This window comes from Vibrio paucivorans, from assembly GCF_054053395.1.
In genome coordinates this window covers 68113-83065 of record NZ_CM133230.1, presented here as the reverse complement: position 1 = coordinate 83065, position 14953 = coordinate 68113, and the positions used below count along the sequence as shown (strand labels likewise).

Annotated in this window: 9 protein-coding genes, 4 tRNA genes and 3 rRNA genes; 5 read left to right on the top strand and 11 right to left on the bottom strand. The window is 46.9% G+C overall.

What is annotated here, in order from left to right; all coding sequences use genetic code 11:
* Window positions 1–13: 13 nt before the first annotated feature.
* On the top strand, window positions 14–2560 hold the full coding sequence (gene gepA, locus ACXABW_RS00375; RefSeq protein WP_457524920.1) for a phosphodiesterase GepA: 2547 nt from the start codon (window positions 14–16) through the stop codon (window positions 2558–2560).
* A gap of 97 nt (window positions 2561–2657) precedes the next feature.
* Window positions 2658–3662 carry an adenosine deaminase gene (gene add, locus ACXABW_RS00370; RefSeq protein WP_457523441.1) on the top strand — a complete coding sequence of 335 codons (1005 nt, stop codon included), beginning with the start codon at window positions 2658–2660 and terminating at the stop codon, window positions 3660–3662.
* Window positions 3663–3896: 234 nt separating this feature from the next.
* Here the strand turns inward: add and ACXABW_RS00365 are convergent.
* The 7 genes from ACXABW_RS00365 to ACXABW_RS00335 form a co-directional block, all read right to left on the bottom strand.
* Window positions 3897–3987, bottom strand: a tRNA-Ser gene (locus ACXABW_RS00365).
* Window positions 3988–4045: 58 nt separating this feature from the next.
* Window positions 4046–4161 (bottom strand): 5S ribosomal RNA (gene rrf / locus ACXABW_RS00360).
* Window positions 4162–4250: 89 nt separating this feature from the next.
* Window positions 4251–7140: ribosomal RNA gene (locus ACXABW_RS00355) — 23S ribosomal RNA — on the bottom strand.
* 352 nt (window positions 7141–7492) lie between these two features.
* Window positions 7493–7568: transfer RNA gene (locus tag ACXABW_RS00350), tRNA-Val, on the bottom strand.
* Window positions 7569–7601: 33 nt separating this feature from the next.
* Window positions 7602–7677, bottom strand: a tRNA-Lys gene (locus tag ACXABW_RS00345).
* 2 nt (window positions 7678–7679) lie between these two features.
* Window positions 7680–7755 (bottom strand) — tRNA-Glu (locus ACXABW_RS00340).
* Window positions 7756–7847: 92 nt separating this feature from the next.
* Window positions 7848–9400, bottom strand: a 16S ribosomal RNA gene (locus ACXABW_RS00335).
* Together the 16S, 23S and 5S rRNA genes with 4 tRNA genes alongside form the textbook arrangement of a ribosomal RNA operon.
* Window positions 9401–9892: 492 nt before the next feature.
* Here ACXABW_RS00335 and ACXABW_RS00330 point away from each other — a divergent pair.
* Complete coding sequence (locus tag ACXABW_RS00330; protein ID WP_457523439.1) at window positions 9893–10438, top strand: gamma carbonic anhydrase family protein; 546 nt, start codon at window positions 9893–9895, stop codon at window positions 10436–10438.
* 1 nt (window position 10439) lies between these two features.
* On the opposite strand, the gene ACXABW_RS00325 is transcribed toward ACXABW_RS00330, so the two are convergent.
* The 4 genes from ACXABW_RS00325 to ACXABW_RS00310 form a co-directional block, all read right to left on the bottom strand.
* The gene (locus tag ACXABW_RS00325; RefSeq protein WP_457523438.1) at window positions 10440–10703 is read right to left on the bottom strand and encodes a DUF1488 domain-containing protein; all 264 of its coding nucleotides are present in this window, start codon (window positions 10701–10703) and stop codon (window positions 10440–10442) included.
* The gene (gene aroE / locus ACXABW_RS00320; protein ID WP_457523437.1) at window positions 10703–11536 is read right to left on the bottom strand and encodes a shikimate dehydrogenase; all 834 of its coding nucleotides are present in this window, start codon (window positions 11534–11536) and stop codon (window positions 10703–10705) included. The genes ACXABW_RS00325 and aroE overlap by 1 nt, the downstream gene beginning before the upstream one ends.
* Before the next feature lie 75 nt (window positions 11537–11611).
* On the bottom strand, window positions 11612–12529 hold the full coding sequence (hemF, locus tag ACXABW_RS00315) for an oxygen-dependent coproporphyrinogen oxidase (protein WP_457523435.1): 918 nt from the start codon (window positions 12527–12529) through the stop codon (window positions 11612–11614).
* Between the two features lie 33 nt (window positions 12530–12562).
* Window positions 12563–13120 (bottom strand): L-threonylcarbamoyladenylate synthase, encoded by a 558-nt coding sequence (locus ACXABW_RS00310; RefSeq protein ID WP_457523433.1) that lies wholly within the window; start codon window positions 13118–13120, stop codon window positions 12563–12565.
* Between the two features lie 200 nt (window positions 13121–13320).
* On the opposite strand from ACXABW_RS00310, the gene purE reads away from it, so the two are divergent.
* A complete protein-coding gene (gene purE / locus ACXABW_RS00305) occupies window positions 13321–13806 on the top strand; it encodes a 5-(carboxyamino)imidazole ribonucleotide mutase (RefSeq protein WP_457523432.1) in 486 nt (161 codons plus the stop codon).
* A 4-nt stretch (window positions 13807–13810) separates the two neighbouring features.
* The gene (locus ACXABW_RS00300; protein ID WP_457523430.1) at window positions 13811–14941 is read left to right on the top strand and encodes a 5-(carboxyamino)imidazole ribonucleotide synthase; all 1131 of its coding nucleotides are present in this window, start codon (window positions 13811–13813) and stop codon (window positions 14939–14941) included.
* Window positions 14942–14953 lie beyond the last annotated feature (12 nt).

Genomic DNA, 14953 nt, shown 5'->3' with positions numbered 1-14953 from the left:
ATAAAGAATAAAAATACTGGTAATGACCCAAATTACACTACGCACTGCCGTCGTCCTTCCATTTGTGATGATTTTCCTCATCACTATCGGTGTTATTGTTGCTACTCAAAAAAGCAGTTACCAGCAAATGGTAGAAGACGTCAGTGTTAAACGTCTTACCGCCCTGACAGATAATGTCACTAAAGAGCTCGATAACTTCCTCAAAGAACCTTTACAAGCGGCTCAATCCATCGGTCACAGTATTGGGTTCAACAACCTATACAACCCAAATGATGGCTCAGAGATTCAGAGCTATCTGCTCACTAGTTTTGAAGACCTGTATAGCTCTATTGATCAATTAGATGTGATTGGATTTGGTGGAGAAGGTGGAGAGTATATTGGCTACCGTAAAGAGCCAAATGATGGCTATACCTTAATGATTAAAGATCGCCGTACTGAGCAGAACTTGATCATTTACCGCGGTCAAACCATCAGTAGCGATGTTCGTACGGTCATTCGAAATTACGACCCTCGTGTTCGACCTTGGTATACGCCGGTTAGCCAATCTTTTAAACCTGCATGGTCTTCTATCTATGCCAACGCTGATGAAAGACAAGAGGTCACCCTATCAGCACTCACTCCAGTATTTGATCGTAACAGCTTCCTAGGCGTGATTGGGCTGGATATCAAAATCAATACCTTCAATAACTTCCTGAAACAGCTCAGAAACCAAACAACAGCTTCTGTGTTTATTTTCGATCAAGACAAACGATTGGTGGCCCACTCCAACAATAGCAGTGTGATTTCTTGGGGAACAGAACGATCTGAGAAAGGCCAACGTCTATTGGCGGTTGAGAGCCCAAACCCGATAATCCAAGCTAGTGCTCAATACGCACAATCCTTTACCGACAGCAAATTAAATCAAACAAGCAAGTTCGAAACTTTCATTAGTGGAGAACACTACTTCAACCACATTACCCCTTACCGAGATGAGCATGGCCTGCAATGGTATATTGGTGTTTCTATCTCAGAGTCTGATTTGCTCGGTAACCTACCAGAGAATCAAAGAAACAGCTGGTTAATTGGCTTAGTAGTCAGCTTGATTGGCATTGGACTTGGGCTCATTGCTTTCAACCGAGTAACTAGACCCATAACCTCTACCGCTTCTGCAGCAAAGCATCTTGCCAAAGGCGATTGGGATGCCACTATGCCTAAGCCTGGTAACATCTACGAAACCAGTATGTTGGTATACGCATTTAATGAGATGACCAATAATCTCAAAGCGTCATTTAACGCCTTACGAGCCCAACTACTCTACGATTCACTCACCAATTTATACAGCAGAGAAGGCTTTATTGATTCGTGCGATAAGCTGCCTAATCTAAATGGCACACTGATGCTTATTGGTATCAACAAATTCCGTGATATCAACGACAGCCTAGGTCATTCGAAAGGTGATGAACTACTCATTGTCATCGCAGACCGCTTTAAAGATGTATTTAGTGAGGAGTGTTACATTGCCCGAATTGCCGGAGATGAGTTTGCCCTCTATCATCCTAACTTACAAAGTTACGAGGATATCCAGCTAACCGCCAATCGTATTGCTCAAATGTTTGCTTCTCCCTTCGAAGCTGAGAACGAAAATGTCGTGGTAAATACATCGATAGGTATTGTTATCTCAGCTAGCAGTCCAGATACCAACATGACTCATTGGCTCCGTAATGGCAGCATTGCTTTGAGTAATGCAAAGCAAGATATTTCCAACATCAGCTACTATCGCCCGGAAATGGCGGATATCTCTCGCCAACGTACTTCGATGCTCGCCAAAATAAAAACCGCAGCAGAAAAGAATGAGTTCATTCCTTTTTATCAGCCTATTGTCGACCTCAATAGTGGTGATGTCATTGGTGCGGAAGCTTTAGCGCGCTGGCTATCCCCACAGTCAGGCTTGATTCCACCACTAGATTTTATTCCCGTGGCAGAGGAAAGTGGACTCATCTCTGTCATTGGTGAGCAGATCCTTGTTCAAGCTTGCCAAGATTTGAAGACTGGGATCGAACAAGGTAAGTGGAGCAATCATTTTCAGATGCACGTAAATGTCTCGGTAAACCAACTTTCTCAACCTGAGTTTATCGACGTCATCAAACGTGCCTTCGACAAGACGGGCATCGACCCTAGTTGTTTTACATTGGAAATTACTGAGTCACGTATAGTGAGCCGCGACCCTGTCGTGCTCTCCAATATGGAAGCCATTAGAGCACTTGGTGTGCATATCGCTATTGACGATTTTGGGACGGGTTACAGCTCACTCGCTTACTTGCACAAGTTGCCTTTCGACTGCCTTAAAATTGATCGAACTTTCATCGACAAAATGGACCCTGACAACCTAGATACCTCTATTGTTGCTGCCATTATTAATATGACTAAAGGCATGAAAGTGAACATTGTTGCTGAAGGAATCGAAACCACAGCGCAAGCTCAGATGCTTACACAACTCCATTGCAATCAAGGTCAGGGCTTTCTCTATAGCCGACCTGTTCCCTTCGAGGAGTGGCCAACACATTTGGTTAACATGAAGTAGAATTCATCAATATTCGTGCGAAACCAATCAATTGCTTGCTGACACTATCAGCTTTGGTTTTTATACTTAGCGTACACACAGATTTGGAACGACGATAATGATAACCAAAAACCTCCCCCTAACAGATTTGCACCGCCACTTAGACGGCAACATTCGCACGCAAACTATTCTAGACCTAGGCCAAAAGTTTGGTATTGCACTTCCAGCCTATGATATTGAAGGCCTGACTCCGCATGTTCAGATTGTTGAGGCGGAGCCTTCTTTGGTTGCGTTTTTATCTAAACTTGACTGGGGTGTGTCGGTGCTGGGTGACTTGGATGCTTGTCGTCGTGTTGCGTACGAGAACGTAGAAGACGCACTGAATGCACAAATCGATTATGCTGAACTGCGTTTTTCTCCTTACTACATGGCTATGAAACACAGACTACCAGTAGAAGGCGTTGTTGAAGCCGTAGTAGATGGCGTACAAGCAGGTGTGCGTGATTTTGGTGTCAAAGCTAACCTTATTGGTATTATGAGTCGTACCTTCGGTACCGACGCTTGTCAGCAAGAACTAGACGCTATCCTTACCCAAAAAGACAATATCGTTGCAGTTGATCTAGCAGGTGATGAACTAGGTCAGCCGGGTGATCGCTTCGTGAAACACTTCGCTCAAGTTAAGGATGCAGGTCTAAATGTTACCGTTCACGCTGGCGAAGCAGCTGGCGCAGAAAGTATGTGGCAGGCAATTCAAGAACTAGGCGCGACACGTATTGGTCACGGTGTAAAAGCTATTCACGATCCGAAGCTTATGGATTACCTAGCGGAGAACCGCATCGGTATCGAGTCTTGCTTAACCTCAAACTTCCAAACCAGCACAGTAGAGTCACTGTCTAACCACCCTATTAAGCAATTCCTAGAACATGGGGTTATGGCTTGTCTAAACACCGATGACCCAGCGGTAGAAGGTATTGAACTACCATACGAATACGAAGTGGCAGCACCACAAGCGGGTCTATCTCAACAACAGATTCGCCAGGCACAAATCAATGGTCTTGATTTAGCGTTTATCTCAGATAAAGAAAAGCAAGAGCTTAAAGATAGCGTAGCTGACCGCACCTAACGTATTTAAATACCTAGCTAAAAGCCGATACAGTTTGTGTCGGCTTTTTTGTATCTCTTTACAACACCTAATCTACGCTTTTATTAGAGCATGCACTCCCTTAACTCCTAAATGCTATATCGAATGAGCCTTTCAATGACTCATCGATATCGGATATAGCGGTACACTCTTGCAGTGAGACACTATAAAGCGCATACGAAAAAGCCCCAGTCTTTCGACTGGGGCTTTCGAATGTGGCGGAGAGATAGGGATTTGAACCCTAGATACGCTATTAACGTATGCCGGTTTTCAAGACCGGTGCTTTCAACCACTCAGCCATCTCTCCACAATATGTAACCGTCCTAAAGTCTTACTTTAATTGCTTTAGTTCGATGTTGTTCAAAGCCTGGCGATGTCCTACTCTCACATGGGGAAGCCCCACACTACCATCGGCGCTATTGCGTTTCACTTCTGAGTTCGGCATGGAATCAGGTGGGTCCACAACGCTATGGTCGCCAAGCAAATTCTTAATTCGGAAAACTGATTTTAAGTTCTACTTATACACATTCAATGTTCTATTTGAGTCCATCAAAACCCCTTGGGTGTTGTATGGTTAAGCCTCACGGGCAATTAGTACAGGTTAGCTCAACGCCTCACAACGCTTACACACCCTGCCTATCAACGTTCTAGTCTCGAACAACCCTTTAGGACGCTTAAAGCGCCAGGGAAGACTCATCTCAGGGCTCGCTTCCCGCTTAGATGCTTTCAGCGGTTATCGATTCCGAACTTAGCTACCGGGCAATGCGTCTGGCGACACAACCCGAACACCAGAGGTTCGTCCACTCCGGTCCTCTCGTACTAGGAGCAGTCCCCTTCAATCTTCCAACGCCCACGGCAGATAGGGACCGAACTGTCTCACGACGTTCTAAACCCAGCTCGCGTACCACTTTAAATGGCGAACAGCCATACCCTTGGGACCGACTTCAGCCCCAGGATGTGATGAGCCGACATCGAGGTGCCAAACACCGCCGTCGATATGAACTCTTGGGCGGTATCAGCCTGTTATCCCCGGAGTACCTTTTATCCGTTGAGCGATAGCCCTTCCATACAGAACCACCGGATCACTATGACCTGCTTTCGCACCTGCTCGAATTGTCATTCTCGCAGTCAAGCGGGCTTATGCCATTGCACTAACCTCACGATGTCCAACCGTGATTAGCCCACCTTCGTGCTCCTCCGTTACTCTTTGGGAGGAGACCGCCCCAGTCAAACTACCCACCAGGCACTGTCCTCACCCCAGATAATGGGGCTAAGTTAGAACATCAAACATACAAGGGTGGTATTTCAAGGATGGCTCCAACGATACTGGCGTACCGTCTTCAAAGCCTCCCACCTATCCTACACATGTAGGCTCAATGTTCAGTGCCAAGCTGTAGTAAAGGTTCACGGGGTCTTTCCGTCTAGCCGCGGGTACACTGCATCTTCACAGCGATTTCAATTTCACTGAGTCTCGGGTGGAGACAGCGTGGCCATCATTACGCCATTCGTGCAGGTCGGAACTTACCCGACAAGGAATTTCGCTACCTTAGGACCGTTATAGTTACGGCCGCCGTTTACCGGGGCTTCGATCAAGAGCTTCGACCGAAGTCTAACCCCATCAATTAACCTTCCGGCACCGGGCAGGCGTCACACCGTATACGTCATCTTACGATTTTGCACAGTGCTGTGTTTTTAATAAACAGTTGCAGCCACCTGGTATCTGCGACTCTCAATAGCTCCATCCGCAAGGGACTTCACCGTCAAGAGCGTACCTTCTCCCGAAGTTACGGTACCATTTTGCCTAGTTCCTTCACCCGAGTTCTCTCAAGCGCCTTGGTATTCTCTACCCGACCACCTGTGTCGGTTTGGGGTACGATTCCTTACAATCTGAAGCTTAGAGGCTTTTCCTGGAAGCATGGCATCAATGACTTCACTACCGTAGTAGCTCGACATCGTGTCTCAGCCTTAAAAAGAGCCGGATTTACCTAACTCTTAAGCCTACGCACTTGAACCTGGACAACCGTCGCCAGGCCCACCTAGCCTTCTCCGTCCCCCCATCGCAATTGTAAGAAGTACGGGAATATTAACCCGTTTCCCATCGACTACGCCTTTCGGCCTCGCCTTAGGGGTCGACTTACCCTGCCCCGATTAACGTTGGACAGGAACCCTTGGTCTTCCGGCGAGGAGGTTTTTCACCCCCTTTATCGTTACTCATGTCAGCATTCGCACTTCTGATACCTCCAGCAGACTTTACAATCCACCTTCAACGGCTTACAGAACGCTCCCCTACCCAATACAATAAATTGCATTGCCGCAGCTTCGGTGTATAGCTTAGCCCCGTTACATCTTCCGCGCAGGCCGACTCGACTAGTGAGCTATTACGCTTTCTTTAAATGATGGCTGCTTCTAAGCCAACATCCTAGCTGTCTAAGCCTTCCCACATCGTTTCCCACTTAGCTATACTTTGGGACCTTAGCTGGCGGTCTGGGTTGTTTCCCTCTCCACGACGGACGTTAGCACCCGCCGTGTGTCTCCCGGATAGTACTTACTGGTATTCGGAGTTTGCAAAGGGTTGGTAAGTCGGGATGACCCCCTAGCCTTAACAGTGCTCTACCCCCAGTAGTATTCGTCCGAGGCTCTACCTAAATAGATTTCGGGGAGAACCAGCTATCTCCAGGTTTGATTGGCCTTTCACCCCTAGCCACAAGTCATCCGCTAATTTTTCAACATTAGTCGGTTCGGTCCTCCAGTTGATGTTACTCAACCTTCAACCTGCCCATGGCTAGATCACCTGGTTTCGGGTCTATATCCAGCAACTCGACGCCCAGTTAAGACTCGATTTCTCTACGGCTCCCCTAATCGGTTAACCTTGCTACTGAATATAAGTCGCTGACCCATTATACAAAAGGTACGCAGTCACACCACGAAGGTGCTCCTACTGCTTGTACGTACACGGTTTCAGGTTCTATTTCACTCCCCTCACAGGGGTTCTTTTCGCCTTTCCCTCACGGTACTGGTTCACTATCGGTCAGTCAGTAGTATTTAGCCTTGGAGGATGGTCCCCCCATATTCAGACAGGATATCACGTGTCCCGCCCTACTCGATTTCACTGATTATGATGTGTCGGTTACGGGGCTATCACCCTGTATCGCGAGACTTTCCAGACTCTTCACCTGCATCATTAAAAGCTTAAGGGCTAGTCCAATTTCGCTCGCCGCTACTTTCGGAATCTCGGTTGATTTCTACTCCTCCGGGTACTTAGATGTTTCAGTTCCCCGGGTTCGCTCTGTTAACCTATGTATTCAGTTAACAGTAACTGCTTATGCAGTTGGGTTTCCCCATTCGGAAATCCCAGACTCAAATGGTTTTTACTACCTAATCTGGGCTTATCGCAAGTTAATACGTCCTTCATCGCCTCTGACTGCCAAGGCATCCACCGTGTACGCTTAGTCACTTAACCATACAACCCGAAGGGGTCTTTACGTATGGCAAACAACCAAGGTGTTGTCTCTCATTATTTGAATGAGCGAGAGACATTCGATTTTGCCGGACTCAAATATGAATAACTCGAAAGTTATTCCCAAGAACACTTGAATGTGTGTTGGTACCTACATCTCTAAGAGACATAGGATTTGAGAACTTTTATTTGAATAACATCAATCAAATGTTATTCGTCAGCTTTCCAAATTGTTAAAGAGCATGTTTCTCGTTAGAGAACATTTTCTAAAGACTTTCGGAGGCGTCAAAAATCCGAACCATCAGCAATATTTTGTTGTGGTTTGGACAATGAATTTCCAAAAATATTTAGAGAATGGTGGGCGATACCGGGCTCGAACCAGTGACCCCCTGCTTGTAAGGCAGGTGCTCTCCCAACTGAGCTAATCGCCCACTAAAAGTTTTAATTCCTTCGTGGAGAAAGAATGGTGGGTCGTGCAGGATTCGAACCTGCGACCAATTGATTAAAAGTCAACTGCTCTACCAACTGAGCTAACGACCCAATGGTATCCCGTAGGGGAGTCGAACCCCTGTTACCGCCGTGAAAGGGCGGTGTCCTAGGCCTCTAGACGAACGGGACACTAGTGCGAAATGTCTTGGGGGACATCTCTATCTCTTAAACTTCTTAAACCGTATCAATCTGTGTGAACACTCATCGCAATAATCATCGTATAAGGAGGTGATCCAGCCCCAGGTTCCCCTAGGGCTACCTTGTTACGACTTCACCCCAGTCATGAACCACAAAGTGGTGAGCGTCCTCCCGAAGGTTAAACTACCCACTTCTTTTGCAGCCCACTCCCATGGTGTGACGGGCGGTGTGTACAAGGCCCGGGAACGTATTCACCGTAGCATTCTGATCTACGATTACTAGCGATTCCGACTTCATGGAGTCGAGTTGCAGACTCCAATCCGGACTACGACGCACTTTTTGGGATTCGCTGACCATCGCTGGCTCGCCGCCCTCTGTATGCGCCATTGTAGCACGTGTGTAGCCCTACTCGTAAGGGCCATGATGACTTGACGTCGTCCCCACCTTCCTCCGGTTTATCACCGGCAGTCTCCCTGGAGTTCCCGACATTACTCGCTGGCAAACAAGGATAAGGGTTGCGCTCGTTGCGGGACTTAACCCAACATTTCACAACACGAGCTGACGACAGCCATGCAGCACCTGTCTCAGAGTTCCCGAAGGCACTAATCCATCTCTGGAAAATTCTCTGGATGTCAAGAGTAGGTAAGGTTCTTCGCGTTGCATCGAATTAAACCACATGCTCCACCGCTTGTGCGGGCCCCCGTCAATTCATTTGAGTTTTAATCTTGCGACCGTACTCCCCAGGCGGTCTACTTAACGCGTTAGCTCCGAAAGCCACGGCTCAAGGCCACAACCTCCAAGTAGACATCGTTTACGGCGTGGACTACCAGGGTATCTAATCCTGTTTGCTCCCCACGCTTTCGCATCTGAGTGTCAGTATCTGTCCAGGGGGCCGCCTTCGCCACCGGTATTCCTTCAGATCTCTACGCATTTCACCGCTACACCTGAAATTCTACCCCCCTCTACAGTACTCTAGTGAACCAGTTTCAAATGCAGTTCCGAGGTTGAGCCCCGGGCTTTCACATCTGACTTAATCCACCACCTGCATGCGCTTTACGCCCAGTAATTCCGATTAACGCTCGCACCCTCCGTATTACCGCGGCTGCTGGCACGGAGTTAGCCGGTGCTTCTTCTGCAGCTAACGTCAAACACTAAGAGTGTTAATCTTAATGCCTTCCTCACTGCTGAAAGTGCTTTACAACCCGAAGGCCTTCTTCACACACGCGGCATGGCTGCATCAGGCTTTCGCCCATTGTGCAATATTCCCCACTGCTGCCTCCCGTAGGAGTCTGGACCGTGTCTCAGTTCCAGTGTGGCTGATCATCCTCTCAGACCAGCTAGGGATCGTCGCCTTGGTGAGCCATTACCTCACCAACTAGCTAATCCCACCTAGGCGTATCCAATAGCGCAAGGCCCGAAGGTCCCCTGCTTTGCTCCGAAGAGGTTATGCGGTATTAGCCATCGTTTCCAATGGTTATCCCCCTCTACTGGGCAACTTCCTAGGCATTACTCACCCGTCCGCCGCTCGACGCCGTTACCATCCCCCGAAGGTTCAGTTAACTCGTTTCCGCTCGACTTGCATGTGTTAGGCCTGCCGCCAGCGTTCAATCTGAGCCATGATCAAACTCTTCAATTTAAGATTTTGTCGGCTCAATGAATACTGAACATTACATAAAGTAATGTTTGAATTGACTGTGCTGAATCCGAAGATTCAATGGTCACTTCGTTTCATTGAAACCTAAATCGATACCGAAGTATCTATTTGGATTATCATCAACGAGTGCCCACACAGATTGATAGGTTTAAATTGTTAAAGAGCTTTCCGAACTGAGCTACGCTCAAAACGGACGGCCATTTTAGCGAGTTAAGTTTTAGTGTCAACCACTTTTTTCAAAACTTTTTTAAGCACTTGGCTTAGCTATTTGACCTTGCTGACTGGGCTCTCGTTCCTTGTGGAGCGTTGCCGTGTCAGCGAGGGGCATTATAGAGATCGCCATCACATTGGCAAGCCCTTTTTCGAGTTTTTTTTGATTTTTTTATTGTTTGGGTGTTTTTTATTCAAAAAGGGCTATTTTTGCTACTCTTCTATGCGATATTGCCCTTTAATCACCACAAATAAGGAGAAGTTATGAACTCAATTCGTAGTTACAAAGGTATAGCCCCTCAGTTAGGAGAGCGCGTCTATATAGATGAGAGTGCAGTTTTAGTTGGTGATATTAAAATTGGTGACGATTCGAGTGTCTGGCCATTAGTCGCTGCTCGTGGTGATGTAAACCATATTCACATTGGTGAAAGAAGCAATATCCAAGACGGCTCCGTCCTTCATGTGACACACAAGAACAAAGAAAACCCAGCGGGCTACCCTTTACTCATTGGCGACGACGTCACCATCGGGCATAAAGTGATGTTGCACGGCTGTATTATCAAAGATCGTGTACTGGTAGGCATGGGAGCAATTGTACTTGACGGAGCAGTCATTGAAGAAGAAGTGATGATTGGTGCCGGCAGCCTTGTCCCACCGAATAAAGTTTTAGAAAGTGGTTATCTATATGTTGGTAGTCCAGTAAAGCAAGCTCGCCCTTTAAGTGAAAAGGAACGAGCCTTCTTACAGAAATCTTCTGATAACTATGTACAAAACAAAAACGACTACATCAATGATGTAAAACCCGTTTAGATTATCCGAGTTCAATCTGTCCCTGCAGGTTGAACTCTTCCTCTTCTATGAGTTCTTCTGCTTGCTCTTCCAGATCAAACCTTAGCTTCTGAAATACTTGTATCGCTTGTTGCTCTGTTTCGATCGCACTTCCTACCATATTTTCCAAGTAAGATTTCGAGACTACGCACTCAATCAGAGCTCCGGATTGTTGAGCCGGAAAGACGATGACGTTTTTAACTGCATCCCACGTTTGAAGATCGGGAAATAATATCGACTGATTCATTACAAGCCTTCTAGGTTTTTACGTAACTCACGCAATATTTGCTTAGAGCCTGGCCTTAACCCTCTCCACAACATAAAGCTTTCTGCCGCTTGACCCACGAGCATGCCAAGGCCATCGTAGACAACCCCAACACCATTATCTAATGCCCATTGATTGAACGTTGTTTTTCCAGAACCATACATCATGTCATACACAGTGCTATTAGGTGAGAATATAGCCGTGGAGATATTAGGTAACTCACCACTCAAACTTGAAGAGGTCGAGTTAATAATGACATCGAATGACTCTGAAACCTCTTCCATCGCCACCGCTTTAATTGCGCCGTACTGCTCAAACATACTCGCGAGCGTCTGTGCTTTAGCATAAGTTCGATTGGTAATGACAATTTCCGCGGGCTCTTGATCGAGTAGTGGTTTAATCACTCCACGAGCCGCGCCGCCCGCTCCAATTAAAAGAATGCGCGCACCTTTCAATGGCACTTGGTATTGCAATAAGTCTTGCACCAACCCTTCACCGTCTGTGTTATCACCAATGATTTCACCGTCATCTAACTTTTTCAGAGTGTTCACGGCTCCTGCAAGTTGAGCCCTTTCTGTCAATCGATGTGCAAATTGGTACGCTTCTTCCTTAAAAGGTACGGTCACGTTGCAGCCTTTACCACCTTCCGCAAAAAAGCGAGTTACCGCTTCATTAAAGCTATCTTTTTCTGGGCAAGCAGTCTTATAGGTGAGCGATTGATTGGTTTGACGAGCAAATAGTGTGTGGATAAAAGGTGATTTACTTTGTTTGATGGGATTACCGAACACTACGTATTGGTCTACTTGCTGAGTCATATCCTTGCCTGTCGGAAATAAAAAGGGTCAATGCGAACCATTGACCCTATCACTATCCCTATAAGGAAGAAAGTCTTACCACTCTCTAGGTTTGAGGTAATGATCGTATAACTCTGCTTCTGGTGAGCTTGGCTCTACTTGGTAAGCGTATTCCCAGCGCGCAAGAGGAGGCATAGACATTAATATCGACTCCGTTCGCCCCCCACTCTGTAGGCCAAACAAAGTACCTCGGTCGTAAACTAAGTTAAATTCCACGTAACGGCCGCGGCGGTACAATTGAAACTGACGCTCTCGCTCACCAAATTCAGTATGTTTACGACGCTCAATGATTGGTAAGTAGGCGTCTGTATAGCCAAGGCCAACTGCTTTCATGTACTCAAAGCACTTATCAAATGGCCACTGATTCAAGTCATCAAAGAACAAGCCACCCACACCTCGAGTTTCATCTCTATGTGGTAGATAGAAGTACTTATCACACCAGGCTTTATGCTCAGAATACACATCACTGCCAAATGGCGCGCAAATTTCCTTCGCTGTGTTATGCCAGTACTGGCAATCTTCCTCAAATGGATAGAATGGCGTTAAGTCGAAGCCGCCACCAAACCACCAAATCGGCGCTTCACCTTCTTTTTCAGCAATGAAGAAACGAACATTGGCATGCGATGTTGGAATGTAAGGGTTGTTCGGGTGCATCACCAACGACACTCCCATCGCTTCAAACTTACGACCTGCTAATTCAGGGCGATGTGCTGTTGCCGATGCTGGCATTTGTTTTCCCTTAACATGAGAAAAGTTCACACCACCTTGCTCAAATACATCACCGTTTCGCATAACACGAGTACGACCACCACCACCTAAGCGCTCTCCTGGCTCGCGCTGCCAAGCGTCTTCTTCAAACTGAGCTTTGCCGTCCGCCTGCTCAAGTTGATGACAAATAGAATCTTGCAGCTCCATTAAGAACTGCTTTACTGCTTGCTTATCTATGACTGACATATTTATTCCTTTGACAGGTCGTTAGCCGACACTCTACCCCTGTCTTAGTATTTTTGATGTTTTCGCGTCGCGAATCTCACTCGGCTTCTCTCTGCCACCGGTTTCTCCAGCAAGAATAACCACCAGCTTATCGCCTAATTGCTGCTCAACCTCTGCAGTTGTCATACAAGGAGGCTGCCCCGTCAGATTCGCGCTGGTAGAGGTTAACGGCTTTCCGAAGGCATTACACATTTTTTGTACCAATGGGTGATCAGTTACTCGCACAGCTATTGAGTCGAATTGGCCTGAAACCCAGTCAGAAACTCGTTCGCTCGTCGGCATAATCCAAGTCACAGGGCCAGGCCAAGTAGCCTGCACCTTCTTTAGCTGCTCTTCGGTCAACTGTGATTCATCGATATAAGGTAGTAGCTGTTCATAGTTGGCAGCGATAAGTATCAAGCCTTTTTCGACTGGACGCTGTTTTAACTGCAACAGCTTTTCAATCGCCTCTGGGTTATCTGGGTCACACCCCACACCAAATACACCTTCCGTTGGGTAAGCGATGACTTCGCCTTGTTTGAGTGCGTTGAGCGCTTGTTCAAAGTTATCCACTATGACTTCCTGTTGTTACTTTTATGTTTTCTATAAATGATAAGTGTACAAATAATCACTTTCAGTGCCTAAAGCTATTTGTTTATAAAATGTATCAATTGAAATTTAGAATGACGCAAACGTTTGCTTGAAATTATTTTCCCCGTATAATGCGCACAAATTATCTGCTCATCCATTTTTGTAGCTTTAAGGAGTTTGAGATGAAAGTCGGCATTATTATGGGTTCTAAATCTGATTGGCCAACCATGAAACTAGCCGCTGAAATGCTAGATAGTTTCGGCGTAGAGTACGAAACAAAAGTTGTTTCTGCACACCGAACTCCTCAACTTCTGGCTGATTACGCCAACAGCGCAAAAGAGCGCGGTCTAAAAGTGATCATCGCTGGTGCTGGCGGCGCAGCTCACCTACCAGGAATGACAGCAGCCTTCACCGCACTACCAGTTCTAGGTGTCCCAGTTCAATCGCGCGCGCTAAGCGGCCTTGATTCTCTATATTCTATCGTACAAATGCCAAAAGGTATTGCTGTAGGGACGCTTGCAATTGGCGAAGCAGGTGCAGCTAATGCGGGTCTGCTTGCCGCACAAATCATCGGTACATTCGATGACGCCGTAATGGAAAAAGTTGAAGCATTCCGTAGCGAGCAAACTGAAACGATTCTAGCGAATCCAAACCCAGCAGAGGATTAATCTCATGCACGTTTTAGTACTGGGAGCAGGCCAATTAGCTCGTATGATGTCTCTTGCTGGTGCCCCTCTCAATATTGAAATTTCAGCGTTTGATGTCGGTAGCGAAAATATCGTTCATCCACTGACACAAACGGTGATCGGCCATGGCTTAGCCAATGCGATTGAGCAAGCTGACATTATCACGGCTGAGTTTGAGCACATTCCCCATGATGTACTCGAAGTCTGTGAGCAAAGCGGTAAGTTCTTACCGAGTGCAGAGGCCATCAAAACGGGTGGTGATCGCCGTATCGAAAAGGCATTACTTGATGCTGCAGAAGTGAAGAATGCTAAGTATGCCGTCATTCAAACTCGCGCCGATTTTGATGCTGCGATTGAATCTGTCGGTATTCCTATGGTACTCAAGAGTGCATTAGGGGGCTACGATGGTAAAGGACAGTGGCGCCTCAAGGATATCGCACAAGCCGACGCAATTTGGCCTGAAATGGAAGCTTGCATTCAAGCTTCAGAAACCCAAGCTATTGTCGCTGAAGAGTTTGTCCCATTTGACCGAGAGGTGTCATTGGTGGGTGCGCGTGGTAAAGACGGCAGTGTCGCGGTATACCCGCTCGCTGAAAACGTTCATACCAATGGCGTACTGAGCCTATCTACAGCGATTGATAACCTTGAACTTCAACAGCAAGCGAAACAAATGTTCACCGCCGTAGCGAATCGCCTCGATTATGTAGGTGTACTTGCTCTCGAGTTCTTTGACGTACAAGGTCAGTTACTGGTTAACGAAATTGCGCCACGAGTCCACAACTCTGGTCACTGGACGCAGCAGGGTGCTGAAACCTGTCAATTTGAAAACCATTTACGCGCAGTGTGCGGCATGCCACTTGGTAGCACTCAACTGATTCGTACTACCTCTATGATCAACATCCTCGGTGAGGATACTTTGCCAAGCGAAGTGTTGGCGATGGAGGGCTGTCATGTACACTGGTACGGGAAAGAAAAACGTACTGGACGTAAGATGGGTCACATCAACGTTTCTGCTGAGTACACCGCAGAGCTGCAACGTAAGCTTTGCGCACTGGCTGATATCTTGGATAAAGAAGCCTTCCCTGCTGTACATGAGTTTGCTCAGAAGCATTGCTAGTACCCAAGGCAA

Bases quoted from the DNA above. Each gene is read 5' to 3' on its own strand.
- add (WP_457523441.1), top strand. From the start codon at position 2,658: ATGATAACCAAAAACCTCCCCCTAACAGATTTGCACCGCCACTTAGAC.
- ACXABW_RS00330 (WP_457523439.1), top strand. From the start codon at position 9,893: ATGAACTCAATTCGTAGTTACAAAGGTATAGCCCCTCAGTTAGGAGAG.
- ACXABW_RS00325 (WP_457523438.1), bottom strand. From the start codon at position 10,703: ATGAATCAGTCGATATTATTTCCCGATCTTCAAACGTGGGATGCAGTT.
- aroE (WP_457523437.1), bottom strand. From the start codon at position 11,536: ATGACTCAGCAAGTAGACCAATACGTAGTGTTCGGTAATCCCATCAAA.
- hemF (WP_457523435.1), bottom strand. From the start codon at position 12,529: ATGTCAGTCATAGATAAGCAAGCAGTAAAGCAGTTCTTAATGGAGCTG.
- purE (WP_457523432.1), top strand. From the start codon at position 13,321: ATGAAAGTCGGCATTATTATGGGTTCTAAATCTGATTGGCCAACCATG.
- ACXABW_RS00300 (WP_457523430.1), top strand. From the start codon at position 13,811: ATGCACGTTTTAGTACTGGGAGCAGGCCAATTAGCTCGTATGATGTCT.